Source organism: Corynebacterium sp. UD i78, assembly GCF_056280545.1.
The window spans coordinates 1-12950 of the sequence record NZ_JBWCED010000001.1 but is presented as its reverse complement, the minus strand read 5'-3'; the positions used below and the strand labels follow the sequence as shown (position 1 = coordinate 12950).

Sequence of the window (12950 nt, the reverse complement as noted above, 5' to 3'; positions counted from 1 at the left end):
GCTACAGTTCCTCGATCTCACTCTCGTCGAGCATCTCCGCCGCCGCCGGCAGAGACACGTGAAAGGTCGTGCCCTCACCGAGCTCACTCTCCACGTTGATCGTGCCACCGTGCGCCTCGACGAGGCTCTTGACGATCGACAGGCCCAGGCCGGACCCGCCGGACGCGCGTGACCGGGATACGTCGGCGCGGTAGAAACGCTCGAACAGGTGCGGTACATCCTCGGCGGGGATACCGGCGCCGTCGTCGATGACATCGACACCCACGGTCGCCGGTTGGACACCGGGGTCGGACTGGGTGAGCTTGAGGATCACCGAAGCGCCCTCCCCACCGTGGCGCAGCGCATTCGTCATGAGGTTGCCGATGACCTGGTGCAGCCGGTCAGAGTCACCGATGGTCACCGGGATCGAACGGGTCTCGTTGACCAGCGACACTGCGCGGCCCGGGAACCCTGCACGTGCGTTCTCCACAGCGGCGAACCCCAGGTCCAGCAGGTCCACCGGTTCACGACGCATCGGACGCCCCTCGTCCATGCGCACCAGGGTCAGCAGATCCTCGACCAGCAGACTCATTCGGCCGGCTTCCGAGGAGATCCGGTCGATGACCATGTCCGCATCCTCGGTGGCACCTGACTTGTACAGGTCTGCGTAGCCGCGGACACTTGTCAACGGCGTGCGGAGTTCGTGGGAGGCGTCCCCGATGAAGCGGCGCATCGACGCCTCTGCCTCACGCGCCTGTTTCTCCGAGCGGTTGGTGGCGATGAACGCACCCTGGATCTGGGCGAGCATCCGGTTGAGCGCGCCAGAGAGACGACCGACCTCGGTGTTCGGCGACCACTCGGGGACACGCTCGTCGAGCTGCCCCTTGGCGATCCGCCCGGCGGTGCGCTCCACCAGGTACAGCGGCTGCAGAGCACGCCGGATGAGATAGAGACTGCCTGCCACCAGCAGCACCAGGACGATGACGCCGATCGTCACCAGCACGACGAGGAGCTGGTGCATGATGTGGTACTCGCCCGCCATCGGCAGAGCGATGACGACGACTTTCCCGTCATCGTTGACCACCGCGGCGGCGCGCCAGGGTGTGGAGCTCTCCGAGCCCCCGAAAGCAGGCACTGTCACCGGTGGGGTGGCCTCGGTGATCGTCGAGACATCCGGGGCGGACCTGTTCTCCAGTGGATTGATGGACGTGCTCCACCCCTCGGCTTCGGTGTCGTAGATGACCACGAAGAACTGACTCGGCGGACTCGACGGCCCCGCTTTACCACCGGCCGAGGTCTCCAGGTCCTCCACCGGGCGGCTCGCCCAGTCGTGGGTGGCGGTGGTGAGCTGCTCATCGACCCGGTTGGTGAGGAACTGCTGCATCATCCCGCTGACGACCGCGCCGGAGACGGCGAGACCGAGCGCAGCCATCGTCGTCATCACGAGGACGAGTGACACACGGAGCGGGAAGTGGGACAGGAAGACACCCGGATAGCGGCGCGCACTCCTGTCCTTCGTCCCCGTCCGACCGCCGGACCGCATGCTCACCACAGGTCAGTACCTCAGTTCCGTGTCAGTTGCGCGCTGGGTGTGTTCTGGTCAGGCGTCAGTTACGCGGCATGCGCAGGACGTACCCGACACCACGGACGGTGTGGATCAGGTGCGGCTCCTGCGTGTCGATCTTCCGACGCAGGTAGGAGACGTAGGATTCGACAACATTGCCGTCGCCGCCGAAGTCGTACTCCCATACGGCGTCGAGGATCTTCGCCTTGGAGACGACGACCTCCGCATTGATGAGCAGGTAACGCAGCAGCTTGAACTCGGTGGGTGACAGGTCGACGACCTGACCACCCTTGGTCACCTCGTGCATGTCGTCGGAGAGGGTGAGGTCGGCGTAGGTGATCAGTGACTCGTCCTCCTTCTCCTCCGGCTGGACGCGGCGCAGGATCACCCGCAGTCGGGTGATGACCTCCTCCAGGGCGAAGGGCTTGGTGACGTAGTCGTCGGCGCCGAGGGTCAGGCCGTGGATACGGTCGTCGACGGCGTCCTTGGCGGTGAGGAAGAGGACCGGAGCCTCGTCGCCTGCCTCGCGGAGCTTGTTGAGCACGGTGAAGCCGTCCATCCCCGGCATCATGACGTCGAGGATGTAGGCGTCCGGCTGGAAGTCCTTGGCGATCTCCAGGGCGGACGCGCCGTCGTTGGCGGTGCGCACGTCAAAGTCCTGGAACTCGAGGCGGGCCTTGATGAGGTCGGCGATATTGGCTTCATCATCGACGACGAGTACCCGGGTGTCGTGAGTGGAGACGGTCTGATGATTCTGATGGGTGAGCGGCACGGTCATGCTTCCTAGTGTGGACAGACACCCCGGAAAACGGGTGCATACCTCCTGTACTTTACCTGTGGAACTGCCGGGGATTCACCGACACCGACACCCCACAGCCGACTGAGTTCCGGTCAACGTTCTGGTCAACCACCCGCTGAACAGCTAAAGTGTCTCCCCGTGACTACGAACTACACCTACCATGGACGCCACCGCGCGGTCTCCCACACCCACACCCGCCGGAACATCGCCCTCGTCGGCGCTTCCACGGCGGCCCTTGCCGGCCTCGGTGCCGCCCCCGCCATGGCAAACCCGCTCGATGACCTCCGTGCGCAGGTCACCGATGGTGCGCTCGACGCCCACGACGGTGCTCTGGAGCAGTCCGGCCAAGTGCCGGAGGAATTCCGTGACGTCTACGAGCAGGGCGTCACCGACCTCACCAACGCCGTCGCCCCGGGCGCGCTCGACGAGCGTGCGGCCGCCCGTGCAGCCGCGGAAGCCGCCGCTGCCGAGCAGGCCCGCCAGGACGCCTGGAACGACACGACGAACACGCCGTGCCCCGCCACCGCGAAGGCCTGCGTCGATCTCGACGGTCGCCGTGCCTGGCTGACCGACGGTGGCAACACCGTCTACGGTCCGGTCTACATCTCCTCCGGCGCCCCGGGTGCGGACACCGAGACCCCGCGTGGCACCTTCCACGTGACCTACAAGGTCAAGGATGAGATCAGCCGCGAGTTCAACGACGCCCCGATGCCGAACTCCGTGTACTTCACCTGGTCAGGTCATGCCTTCCACGGTGGCGACCCGGACGTGGACTCCGCCGGATGCATCCATCTCGGTGGCGACGATGACGACGTCTTCTTCAACTCCCTCAACGAGGGCGACGAGGTCTTCATCTACTAGACCCTGCTTCCCGGCCGACACCACGGGCCCCGCACACGACTCAGGATGTGCGGGGCTCCGTCATGTCTGCCGTACCCCGTCCTCCCACCAGCCGGCTCAGCACGTTCTCCGCACTGATCAGGCACATCGGCACGCCGACACCGGGCGTGGTCGTCGACCCGGCGTAGAAGAGATTCTCCACGGCTCGCGAGCGGTTCGTCCCACGAAAGAACGCCGACTGGCGCAGGGTGTGCGCCAACCCCAGCGCCCAGCCGTGCCAGGAGTGGTACCGCGCGGCGAAGTCCGCCGGCCCCAACGTGCGGCGGACTTCGATACGGGACGCCAGGTCGTCGATCCCGGCACGCTCGGTGATGAGGTCCACCACCGCATCGGCGATCTGCTCGACCCGCGCCGAACCGATCCCGTCGGCACTGTAGGCCGACCCGCCACCGAGGCCGGGATCAGCGGTCACCGGGACCAGGACGAAGAGGTTCTCGTACCCGTCCGGCGCAACGTCGGGATCCGTCGCGGACGGCTTCGAGACGTAGACGGAACGGGATGCCCCGCTACCGGATGCGTCACTGTCGAAGACCGCGGCGAAGTCCGGCGTCCAGTCCTCACTGAAGATGAGGGTGTGATGAGCGAGCTCCGGCAGTGCGCCGCGGATGCCGAGCATCACGACGACCGCGCCGACCCCGGCGTCCGCCCGTGTCCAGTGCGGTTCCGGATACGTACGCAGACCGGCCGAAAGCAGGGCGTTCTCCGTGTGGTGCAGGTCAGCGGCACTGACGACGAGGTCGGCGTCCAGCACGGTACCGTCGGCGAGTTCCACCCCGGTCGCCCGGGCACGCTGCGGCCAGATCCGCCCCAGTCCGGGCACCCGGCGCAACGGATTGGCGGACACCCGGTCGGTCCGGATCCGGGTGACCTCCGCATTTGTGCGGATGACGGCGCCGTTGTCCTCGGCGAGGCAGCGCAGTGCGTCCACCACCGCAGTGAACCCGCCGAGCGGGTACTTCACGCCCTGGACCAGGTCGGTGTAGCTCATGAGCTGGTACAGCGCCGGCGTCGCCGAAGGGCGCGAGGACAGGAACACCGCGGGGTACGACAGGATCTGACGCAGCCGTCGGTCGGAGAACCGGGCGTTGACGAGGTTCTCCAGCGAGCCGGTGAGCAGCCGGACCAGGCGTCCTGCCCGGCGCAGCACCGGCAGTCCCAGGAATGGACGCGGCGAGGAAAAGTGGGTGTAGAGGAACCGGTCCACGGCGATGCGGTAGGTGTCGCCGGCCTCGGCGAGGTAGCGGCGGACCTTCTCCCCCGCCCCCGGTTCGATCTCCTCGAACAGGGACGCCACCGCGTCCTCCCCGACGGGGACGTCCACCGGATCCAGTCCCTCGGGCAGGACGCGGTACCCCGGGTGCAGGTCCACCAGGTCGAGCTCCGCCTCCGTCGAGGTGCCCATGAGTCCGAAGAACCGGTCGAAAGCCTCGGGCATGAGATACCAGCTCGGGCCGGTGTCCCAGCGGAACCCCGGGGCGTCATCGACGGTGAGGGACCCGGCACGGCCGCCGACGGAGTCCCCCTTCTCCAGCAGAGTCACCGCATGACCGTTGCGGGCGAGCAGTCCGGCGGTCGCCAGACCTGCCACGCCGCCGCCGATGACGACCACGCTCTGCATGTCCCGCGTCATGACAGCACCGCCTTCCCCACGGCACGCAGGGTGACCACCGTCTTCACCCGGGAGGGCACGCTGACCCGCACCGCGTCCGCACCGGTGAGGTCGGTGGCGGGGGTCTCCCGCAGCCGGTCGACGAGGGCCCGGTACAGCGCGGCTGCGGCGGCGACCCCGGCGCGGGCTCCCCGGGGCAGGGCCGGGATGCGCGAGCACCCGGCATCCAGTTCCGCGACACACTCGTCGAGCAGGGCGTGCTTGGCGTCCTCGGTGAGATCGTCGGGAAGGTAGTGGCGGTGCAGGACAGTGGAGTCCGCACCGATGTCGCGCAGGAAGTTGACCTTCTGGAACGCCGATCCGAGCGACGCCGCCCCCTCGGCCAGCCACTCCGGATCCCCGGTGGCGGTTCCGTGGGCGCGGAAGATGTCGAGACACATCAGGCCGATGACCTCGGCCGAACCGTGGATGTAGGCGGCGAGGCTGGCGTCATCGTGGACGTCGGGGGCCAGGTCGGCGCGCATCGAGGCGAAGAAGGCCTGCAGATGTGCCGGGTCCAGGTTGCAGCGGCGGGCGGTACCGGCGAAGGCGTGCAGCACCGGGTCGGTGTGGAAGGCGGGGGCGGAGGAGTCTGCGGCGGTGAGCACGGCGTCCCCGTACCCGTCGAGGAGTGCGCGGATGCCCGAGGCGCCCTCCCCCGCAGCTGCTGCGGCACCGTCGACGATCTCGTCGGCGATCCGGACGACGGCGTAGAGGTTGCACACATCGCGACGCACCGGCGGGGACAGCAGGCGCGTGGCCAGAGTGAAGGAGGTCGAGTAATGGGCGATGACGTCGGCGGCGACCCGGTCGGCCATCGCCTGGTACCGGTCGTCGGTCCTCTCAGTACTGCGCCATGTCACGGATCAACCGTACCGTCAGGAGTACCGTTTCCCACCATGACCGGTCCCAGCCCCACCCCGTTCACCCGCGCCGTGCGATTCCTCATCACCGACAAGGGCGGCGGCATCCTCCTCCTCATCGCGACGGTCATCGCGCTGGTCTGGGCGAACAGCGGGTTTTCCGGGGGTTACTCCGGGCTGCGGGACGCCGAGACCGGCCCGGAGTGGGCGGATCTGCACCTCAGCGTCGGTGAGTGGGCATCCGACGGTCTGCTGGCGGTCTTCTTCTTCGTCACCGGACTGGAGCTGAAGCAGGAGTTCCTCACCGGTGCACTGCGCCGGGTACAGGACGCACTGGTGCCGGTGCTCGCGGCCTGCGGTGGTGTCGCGGTGCCGGCGATCCTCTACACCGTGGTGAATGCCGCGGCGAGCGGTGGCGACACCTCAGGTTGGGCGGTCCCGGCGGCCACCGACATCGCCTTCGCGGTCTCCGTCCTCGCCGTGGTGGGGTCGAATCTGCCGCAACGGTTGCGTGTGTTCCTGCTGACGCTGGCTGTCGTCGACGACCTCATCGGCATCCTCATCATCGCCTTCTTCTTCGCCGACGATCTCAACCTGGGGTTCCTGCTGCTCGCGCTGGTGCCACTGGTCCTGTTCGCGGTGTGTACGCAGCGGGGTGTCGACCAGTGGTGGGTGCTGGCGCCGCTGGCGGTGGTGACCTGGGCACTGGTGCACCATTCCGGGATCCACGCCACGATCTCGGCGGTGGTCCTCGGCTTCATGGTCCCGGTGAAGTCCCGGGCGGGCAAGGAGACCTCGCGGCAGTTCTCGGCGGCGCTCGGCCCGTGGTCGTCGCTGGTTGTGCTGCCGGTGTTCGCCTTCTTCGCCGCCGGTGTGACCGTCGGCGGCTGGTCGGGGTTGACGGATTCCTGGACCGACCCGGTGGCCTACGGTGTGATCATCGCCCTGGTCGTCGGCAAGCCACTGGGCATCACGCTGACGACCTGGCTGGCCTCGAAGCTTCCCGGCATGGCGCTGGCCCCGTCGTTGAAGTGGCCGGACATCATCGGCATGGGCATGGTCGCCGGCATCGGCTTCACTGTCTCCCTGCTGGTCAGTGAGCTGACCTTCGGGGCAGGTACCGTGCTCGACGACCACGCGAAGGTCGGCGTACTCACGGCGTCGCTGCTCTCGGCCATCCTCGGCGGGGCGTATCTGACGGTGAGGAACCGGAAGCACGCCCGGGCGGCGCAGTGACGTCTGTACACGATCTTGACAGATTCGCAGTGTCCGGACACTGTAGCGGCACGATCCGTGACGATTGTGTACGCCACCACCTTCACGGATGGTTTCGTCGCGCACCGTATCCTCTAGGGCATGACCGTCCCCGTCCCGGCACCTGACACCGCCGCCCCCACCACGACAGCCCGTACCGACCGCCGCACGGTCACCGCCTGGGCCTTCTGGGACTTCGGCTCCGCCGCCTTCAACGCCGTCCTCGTCACCTTCATCTTCTCCGTCTACCTCACCGACTCTGTCGGTGACTCCCTCGGCGGCTCCGTCAGCGCGTCCACCTGGTACGGCGCAGCCATCGCCGTCGCCGGCGTCATCATCGCGGTGACGGCCCCAGTGGTCGGACGCCGCGCGGATGCCCGGGGGAAGCGCCGCAGTGCGGTGCGCACATGGACGCTGGTCACCGTGGCGCTGATGCTCATGCTCGTCTTCGTCGGCGACGACGCCCCGGGCTACTTCTGGCTGGGCGCGGTGATCATGGCGGTCGCCTCGGTGACCTTCCAGTTCGCCGAGGTCGGCTACTTCGCGATGCTCAACCAGGTCTCCACGAAGGAGAACGTCGGACGGGCCTCCGGCTTCGGCTGGGCGATGGGCTACTTCGGCGGAATCTTCCTGCTGCTGTTCTGCTACGTCGGCTTCATCGCCGGCGACGGAGACACCCGCGGCCTGTTCAACATCACCACCGACGACGGCTGGAACGTCCGCATCGTCGCCCTGCTCGCCGCCGTGTGGTTCGGCCTGTCGGCGATCCCCCTGTTCCGCCGCATCCCCGAGGTCGAACCCAACGGCTCCGAACCCACCGGGTGGAAGGACTCCTACCGGGCTCTGTTCCATGACATCGCCGTGCTGTGGCGCACCGACCGCAAGACCGTGTGGTTCCTCATCTCGTCTGCCATCTTCCGCGACGGCCTGGCCGGCGTGTTCACCTTCGGCGCGATCCTCGCGGTCTCCGTCTACGAGCTGACGGACGCCGACGTCCTGATCTTCGGTGTCGGCGCCAATGTCGTCGCCGCCCTCGGCGCCCTGCTGGCGGGACGCCTCGACGACAGCCGCGGCCCCGTACCGGTCATCGCCGTCTCCCTGATGCTCATGGTCGCCATTGCCCTGGTGCTCTTCATCGTCTCCGGACCGCTGATGTTCTGGATCTTCGGACTGGCCCTGTGCCTGTTCGTCGGCCCGGCGCAGTCGGCGTCCCGCTCCTACCTGTCCCGGATCTGCCCGCCGGGACGCGAGGGCGAGATGTTCGGCCTCTACGCCACCACCGGACGCGCGGTGAGCTGGCTCGCACCGGCCATGTTCGCCCTGTTCACCGGGATCGCCGGCAATGACCGCGCCGGCATCCTCGGCATCGGTCTGGTGCTGCTCGTCGGTGTCGCGCTACTGCTCAAGACAGCGCGGTAACTACCGCACCTGCCAGTCCGCGGCAGCACGCCAGCCGGCCAGCAGTCGGGCATACTCGCCACCCGCTGCCTCCAGATCCGCCGGGGCACCGGCCTCGACGACACGTCCGCCGGCCATGACGACCACCCGGTCGGCGATGTCCAGCATCGCCGGACGGTGGGTGACGATGACGGTCGTGTAGTCGTCGCGGACCCGCCTGACCGCCTCGACGACCGCACGCTCACTGGTGGTGTCCAGGGCGGAGGTCGCCTCGTCGATGAGCAGGACGCGGGCCGGCTTGGCCAGGGCACGGGCGATACCGACCCGCTGACGCTCACCACCGGAGAGCTGCGCACCGAGTTCACCGGCCGGGGTGTCCCAGCCGTCGGGTGCAGCCTCCAGCAGCGGGGTGAGCCGGGCGTCCGCTCCGATCCGGTCCAGGTCCGCGTCAGTGAGGTCCGGGTTCACGGTGAGCAGGTTCTCCCGCAGCGTCCCCGCATTGAGGACGGTGTGCTGGAAGGCGAATGTCGCGCTGCCGCGCAGTTCGGCGGGGCCCGCAGGCGTCCCGTCGAGAGTAAGTGCACCGGCGTCCGGCGGGGTCAGACCGGCCAGCGTACGCAGTAGGGTGGTCTTGCCGGAGCCGGAGGCTCCGATGACGACGGTGACGCTGCCCGGCGCGGCAGTGAGGTCCACGTCCTGCAGGCCGGTGGTGCCGTCCGGGAAGGTGACGTCTACCCCGTCGAGCTGCACGGCCGGTGCTGCCCCGGTCGTGATCGCCACCGGGCGCACCGGTGTGGTCTTCACGACCTGCGCGGCGAGGTCCAGGCTGCGGTTGAAGTTGTTCACTCCGGCGGACAGGCCCGCCACCGCGGAGACCTGTTCAACGACCCGGAGCAGCACGATCACCATGGTCGCCGCCTCGACGGCGCTGAGGGAACCGCCGTCGTAGCCCATCCAGATCACCACGCCGAAGGCAAGCAGGACGCCCTGGGTCACCAGGCTGAACAGGAATTCCCCGGGGATCTGCCAGAGCAGCAGTCTGAGGACCCGGCTGCGGTTCCCGGACACCGCCCGGTCCACCAGTCGGGCACCGGCGCCTGCCTGTCGGCCGGTGCGCAGTGACGGCTGGGCGACGGCGAACTCGAACAACCGGGAGTCCACCTCACCGGTCGCCTCCTCGAACTGCCGGTCGGCACGGGCCTCCAGGCGGGTACTCGCCCACAGCGCACCGATGGCGAGGGCGCCACCGACCAGCGTCACCAGCCCGGCGGGGACGTGGACGAACAGCAGCCCGACCCCGAGGGCGAAGACGTAGATGACCGCGGTGGCCAGCGGGGTGAACGCGAGCACCACCGAGGAACTGGCCTCGGTCGCCCCCTGTGACAGCAGTCGGCGCAGGTCCGCGGTCATCGTCGGGGTGAAGCGGGACTCCGGCCAGGCGAGCAGGGCGTCCGGGGTGGCACGTTGGATACGGCGCATGACCGCCAGTCCGAGATCGAGTCCCCGGTGGGCGGCCAGGATGTCGACGACCCAGCACACGGCGATGAGCACCACCATGAGCAGCACCCACCAGCCGGCGGACGCCGGGTCGTCGGAGAACAGGTCCCGGCACAGCGGGAACAGTGTGATGATCGCCGCGACCTGCAGGACCGTGGACAGGACGACGAGCAGGAGGTAGATCCGGAAGGTCCGTCCTCCGCGGGTGACGGTGTGGAGTCTGGTGAGCATCAGTGCACCTCGGTCTCGTGGGCGTTGGTCGAATCGCTCTCGTCGTTCGCGTCGTGCCAGAGGGACGCATAGGTCCCGCCGGCGTCGATGAGTGTCGCGTGGGTACCGTCCTCGACGATCCGTCCGGCATCCATCACCAGGATCCGGTCGGCGCGGGCGATGGTGTGCAGCCGGTGGGCGATCATCACCACGGTGCGTCCCACCAGCAGTTCGTCGAGACCCTGCCGGATCTCCCACTCGGAGTCCGGGTCGGCCGAGGCGGTGGCCTCGTCCAGCACGACCACGGGGGTGTCGGCGAGCAACGCGCGGGCGATGCCGATGCGCTGACGTTCACCGCCGGAGAGGTGGGCGGCGTCCACGACAGTGTCGTAGCCGTCGGGTAGTTCACCGATCCGGTCATGGATCCGGGCCGCGGTCGCTGCGGCGACGATCTGCTCCTCGGTGGCGTCCGGCCGGGTCAGGGCGATGTTCTCCCGGACCGTGCCGCGTACCAGCTGCACGTCCTGCAGCAGAATGGTGACGGTCGAGTACAGCTCGTCGACGTCCATCTCACGGATGTCGCGACCGTTGACGCTCACCGACCCGGCCTGCGGGTCCCACAGCCGGGCGATGAGTGCACCGACCGTGGACTTTCCGGCGCCCGAGGGACCGACCAGTGCGGTGACGGTGCCCTTCTCCAGCGACAGGGAGAGGTCCTGCAGCACCGGACGCTCCGGGGTGTAGCGGAAGGTGACGTCGTCGAAGACGACGTGCCCTTCCGACCCCGGCCGGTTCGCCGGACCGGCGAGTTCCGGGGTGGACAGCAGCAGTTCCAGACCACTGCGGGCGTCCAGGGACATCATGAGGACCCCGACACCGCCGGAGATCGCGACGAGCTGTCCACCGAAGGCCGGGCCGAGGATGAGGAAGGGAACGAGGTCGTGGACGCTGACCCAGCCCGGCAGCATGAGCAGCCAGGCGGCGACGACGATGATGCCGAGCGTGGTGGTCGGCCGGTTGATCATCACCGCGAGGATCTTGCGGGTACCGGTCTTGCGCTGTACCGCGTCGGTGAAATCGCCGGCTTCCTCGAGGGTCCCGGGCAGATCGACCAGGGAGCGGTCGCCGAAGACCTGGGAGACCTCGCGGTCGGCGAGGAAGGTCTGTGTCTGCCCGGACAACAGCGACATCCGACGCATGGTCTGGACGGTGCCGTCCTTCTCCTCGATGGAGATCCCGACCATCACCTTGATGAAGATGATGATGGGTATGAAGAGCACCAGGCCCAGCCGCCAGTCGACGGTGAACAGGTAGATCAGTGTCGCCACCGGAGTGACCACCGCAGCGACCAGGTCCGGCACCGCATGGGTGACCAGGTAGTGCAGGGCGGAGACATCGTCGGCGACGAGCTTCTTCACCTCGGTCGCCGAACGGTCCTGGAACCAGCCCAGCGGCAGGCGGGAGAGTTTGCCGGTGAGCCGCTTGCGCAGCGCCGCGGCGAAGGAGGAGTCGAAAAGGTGGGTGCCGAAGACCAGCAGTGCGCTACCGAGTGCCGAGACACCCATGATGACCAGTGCGATGACGGCGATGCGCACCACCTCGTCGCGGTCGGTGCCTGCGAGGAACCTGCGGGCCAGTTCGGCGAACAGGATGAACGGCACGATCTGCAGCACCGAGAGCAGCGCCTGTGCGACTCCGGCGATGACCATCGGGACCGCCGCGCCGGAGAGGACGCTCTCGGACGGGGTGGCGTCCTGCGCCGGGGAGTCGCTCGTACCGGCGGCAGGCGAGGTGGTGTCCGGTGCGTCGGCGTTCGCCTCGTCGAGGACCTCGGACTTGCCCATCCCCTTGCCCCGGACCCAGTAAGCCTGGGCATGCAGCGTCGCACGACTCAGATTGTGTTCACGCTGCAGGACAGTGCGGGCGTGTCTGGTGGCGGTGGTCTCCGCGGTGACCCAGGCGTACCAGTCGGACCAGTCGCGGCCGCTGAGCGCCTGTGCCAGCGTCTGTCCGTCGGGGATCTCGTCGATCCACGCCGCGGTGATGTTCGGACCTTCAGGCAGGGGCACGTCGGAGTCCGCGTCGGAGTGCTTCTCGAGGTAGATGATCACCTCACTGTCCTCGGGGACGGTAGCCGCGACTGCACGGATCGCCGGCAGGGCGGCGAGATCGCCGAGCAGCAGGTATCCCGCAGGCGCGGGGTCGAGGGGTTCGAAGGAGACGTCGCCGTAACGCATCGCGGCAAGTTCGTCGCCCGGTTCACAGTTCACCGCCCACCAGGATGCCGGGCCGTAGGGCTGGTGGATGACGAACTCCATGTCGAACTCACCGGACGCCGGATCTGAACGTGCGATCGTGTAGCCGCGCTGGTGGAGTTTCGCACCGCCGTCAGGGTCCGGGAACCAGGCACGGAGGAAGGCGCCGGGCGATTCGCCGTCAGGTTCGAGGACAGCTTTGTCCGGGTCCTCCCTGAACCGGATACGGAGGAAATGCTCCGTCACCTGCTCCTTGTCGACGACGGTGATCCGGTGCTCTTTCGCGCCGAGCGTACGCAGCAGAGCACCCTGGAATCCCTTGCCCACGGCGTTCCTCCTTTTACGAGTGATACTCAGGTAACAGAAGGCTCACCATACCAAGATGGGCGGACACCCGAAAGGGTACGTGGTCGGTAACGGGACAGTCGAGGATCAGCCGGGGTCAGTCGAGGGTGATCTGCATGAGCGTCATCCCGAGACGGCGTCCGAACTTGGTCCCCACCTCCGGCAGGACGCCCACCGTGGCGAACCCGAGCTTCTCATGAAGCCTGAGCGACGCCGTGTTCCCGGACTCGATGGCCGC

At 68.0% G+C, this 12950-nt stretch carries 9 protein-coding genes; 3 read left to right on the top strand and 6 right to left on the bottom strand.

Annotated elements, in window-relative coordinates:
* Position 1: 1 nt before the first annotated feature.
* Together ACZ9GM_RS00045 and ACZ9GM_RS00040 are read right to left on the bottom strand one after the other, a co-directional pair.
* On the bottom strand, positions 2-1522 hold the full coding sequence (locus ACZ9GM_RS00045) for a sensor histidine kinase (protein WP_476038293.1): 1521 nt from the start codon (positions 1520-1522) through the stop codon (positions 2-4).
* Positions 1523-1586: 64 nt separating this feature from the next.
* Positions 1587-2321 (bottom strand): response regulator transcription factor, encoded by a 735-nt coding sequence (locus ACZ9GM_RS00040; RefSeq protein WP_041629794.1) that lies wholly within the window; start codon positions 2319-2321, stop codon positions 1587-1589.
* A 159-nt stretch (positions 2322-2480) separates the two neighbouring features.
* On the opposite strand from ACZ9GM_RS00040, the gene ACZ9GM_RS00035 reads away from it, so the two are divergent.
* Complete coding sequence (locus tag ACZ9GM_RS00035; protein ID WP_291476203.1) at positions 2481-3203, top strand: L,D-transpeptidase; 723 nt, start codon at positions 2481-2483, stop codon at positions 3201-3203.
* 40 nt (positions 3204-3243) lie between these two features.
* Here the strand turns inward: ACZ9GM_RS00035 and crtI are convergent, their stop codons facing one another.
* Entirely contained in the window at positions 3244-4872 is a 1629-nt protein-coding gene (gene crtI, locus ACZ9GM_RS00030) for a phytoene desaturase family protein (RefSeq protein WP_476036924.1), read from the bottom strand.
* Positions 4869-5753: a phytoene/squalene synthase family protein gene (locus ACZ9GM_RS00025; protein ID WP_476036923.1), complete on the bottom strand. Its 885-nt coding sequence runs from the start codon at positions 5751-5753 to the stop codon at positions 4869-4871. Before ACZ9GM_RS00025 ends, crtI begins: the two co-directional genes overlap by 4 nt.
* Positions 5754-5789: 36 nt before the next feature.
* Between ACZ9GM_RS00025 and nhaA the strand changes: the two genes are divergently transcribed.
* Positions 5790-6989: a Na+/H+ antiporter NhaA gene (nhaA, locus tag ACZ9GM_RS00020; protein WP_291476206.1), complete on the top strand. Its 1200-nt coding sequence runs from the start codon at positions 5790-5792 to the stop codon at positions 6987-6989.
* A gap of 120 nt (positions 6990-7109) precedes the next feature.
* A complete protein-coding gene (locus tag ACZ9GM_RS00015; protein ID WP_476036922.1) occupies positions 7110-8426 on the top strand; it encodes an MFS transporter in 1317 nt (438 codons plus the stop codon).
* Here the strand turns inward: ACZ9GM_RS00015 and ACZ9GM_RS00010 are convergent, their stop codons facing one another.
* Both ACZ9GM_RS00010 and ACZ9GM_RS00005 read right to left on the bottom strand, forming a co-directional pair.
* Positions 8427-10133, bottom strand: coding sequence for an ABC transporter ATP-binding protein (locus ACZ9GM_RS00010; RefSeq protein ID WP_476036921.1), 1707 nt, complete (start codon positions 10131-10133; stop codon positions 8427-8429).
* On the bottom strand, positions 10133-12694 hold the full coding sequence (locus tag ACZ9GM_RS00005) for an ABC transporter ATP-binding protein/permease (protein WP_476036920.1): 2562 nt from the start codon (positions 12692-12694) through the stop codon (positions 10133-10135). Before ACZ9GM_RS00005 ends, ACZ9GM_RS00010 begins: the two co-directional genes overlap by 1 nt.
* Positions 12695-12950: the final 256 nt, after the last annotated feature.

Excerpts from the sequence above, each read along its gene's own strand:
- ACZ9GM_RS00045 (WP_476038293.1), bottom strand. The coding sequence starts at position 1,522 with ATGCGGTCCGGCGGTCGGACGGGGACGAAGGACAGGAGTGCGCGCCGC.
- ACZ9GM_RS00040 (WP_041629794.1), bottom strand. The coding sequence starts at position 2,321 with ATGACCGTGCCGCTCACCCATCAGAATCATCAGACCGTCTCCACTCAC.
- crtI (WP_476036924.1), bottom strand. The coding sequence starts at position 4,872 with ATGACGCGGGACATGCAGAGCGTGGTCGTCATCGGCGGCGGCGTGGCA.
- nhaA (WP_291476206.1), top strand. The coding sequence starts at position 5,790 with ATGACCGGTCCCAGCCCCACCCCGTTCACCCGCGCCGTGCGATTCCTC.
- ACZ9GM_RS00015 (WP_476036922.1), top strand. The coding sequence starts at position 7,110 with ATGACCGTCCCCGTCCCGGCACCTGACACCGCCGCCCCCACCACGACA.
- ACZ9GM_RS00010 (WP_476036921.1), bottom strand. The coding sequence starts at position 10,133 with ATGCTCACCAGACTCCACACCGTCACCCGCGGAGGACGGACCTTCCGG.